This window comes from Mesorhizobium sp. B264B1B, from assembly GCF_020165765.1.
GTDB lineage: Bacteria > Pseudomonadota > Alphaproteobacteria > Rhizobiales > Rhizobiaceae > Mesorhizobium.
The window spans coordinates 1-1,628 of record NZ_JAIUIS010000037.1 but is presented as its reverse complement, the minus strand read 5'-3'; the positions used below and the strand labels follow the sequence as shown (position 1 = coordinate 1,628).

General features: G+C 65.3%; 1 protein-coding gene. It reads right to left on the bottom strand.

Translation table 11 applies throughout. From position 1 onward, the window contains the following. Nucleotides 1–1,628, bottom strand: a 1,628-nt coding sequence (locus tag LB547_RS32210) for a DUF5801 repeats-in-toxin domain-containing protein (RefSeq protein WP_224656018.1), incomplete at both ends; no start/stop codon positions are given.

Below are 1,628 nucleotides of genomic sequence, written 5' to 3'. Positions count from 1 at the left end.
GCGCTTTGTGTGACGTGGTCGCCGTCGCCATCGGTCGCCGTGACGGTGACCGAGACCGAGCCGGCGCCGAGCGCGATGCCCTCGTCGTTGCTGCTGGTGTCGGGATGCTGGAGCGAGACGTATTGCGCAACCGCGACCTGGCCGGTGGCGGCATCGACATGCAGGGCGAAGGCGACCTTGTCGGTGGCGGTAACGCCGTTGTTGTTGGCGTCATAGACGCCGATGATGTGGCCGTTGCCGTCGTTGAACAGCGAGATTGCGTGGCCATCGGTGGTCTTCAGGCCGGAATCCACGCCCGTATTGCTGGCAAGGGTGAGCGCATAGACGAGCGAATTGCTCGCTGCCGCGCCGTCGGCGCCGAACAGCGCCGTGGCGTTCACGACGCCGCCGCTGCCTTGCGCATATTGGTGCAGCGGCATGTCGGGATCGGTCCCGGCATTGACGCCGATAAACAGGTCCTTGACGGCCTGATTAGTGGTGTCGTCGGAATCGGCATCGACACCTGCGGTCTCGTCGATAACGATGATGTCGCCCACCTTGATGTTGGCAAGGAAGGTGCCGGTATTGTCGCCCTTTTCGCCGATTTCACGGAACGTCAGTGAGTTGTCGCCGGCCGTCGCCGTGACGTCGATGGCGATGGTCTGCATGACGCCCGACGTGGGATCATAGGTTCCGACCGAGACGCCGTTCCACAGCACTTCGAGCTTGGCGCTGTGTGGGAGGCTGGTGTCGTTGGCGGCGCCGATCTCGAAGGAGATGCGGTATTCGCCGGCGCTGAGCAGCATGGTCTGCGAGATCTGGATGTTGCCGGGGCTGGCCTCGAGGTCGACCATAACGCTGTTGGTCGGGCTGTCTGCACCGCGATAGCCGTCACCGACCTTCTGCAATTCGATGCTGCTGGCGCCTTCGTAAGGCGAGGCCGTGACGGTCCAGGCGCCGGCGGGACCGGTCGTGGTGCCGCTGCCCGCACCCCAGGCGTCGCCATTGGGGACGAAGCCGTCCAGGAACAGGCCGTTCAAGGCACCGTTCGGCTGCGAGATGGTCAGGCTCGGACCATCGTCGTCGAAGCTGATCTGGCCCGAGACATCGGCGCTGGCGCTGGCGGTGTCGCCGTCGCCATCCGTGACGGTCACGCTCACTGCGACCGAATGCAGGTCCAGCACCACCGTGTCGTCCGGATTGGAGGCGTCCGAATGATGAAGCGACAGATATTGCTCGACGGTCACCTTGCCGGTGGCCGGATCGATCGACAGCGCGAACGCCGCATCGCCATCGAACATGCCGCCCTGGACGACGCCGACCACGACGCCGTTGGCCAGCGTCTGCAAGGTGATCAGCGAGCCGTCGGTGACAGCAAGGCCGGAGACCGCATTGGTGACGCTTAGCGCATAGACGGTGCTGCCCGAAACGGCCGGACCGTCGGCGCCGAACAGCGCCGTGATGTTGACGAAGGCACTGTCGCTGGTGCCGTGCGCGATCGCGCCGGTGCCGCCGACATCGGGATCCTCGCCCTTGGTGACCGTACCAGTGTCGATCCCAGCCGGGGTGCTCGTGGTCGCCGTCTCGTCAAGCGCTACCGTAACGCCGGTGGCGGCGACAGCCGTCACCTTCGGCCCGTCATCGTCGAA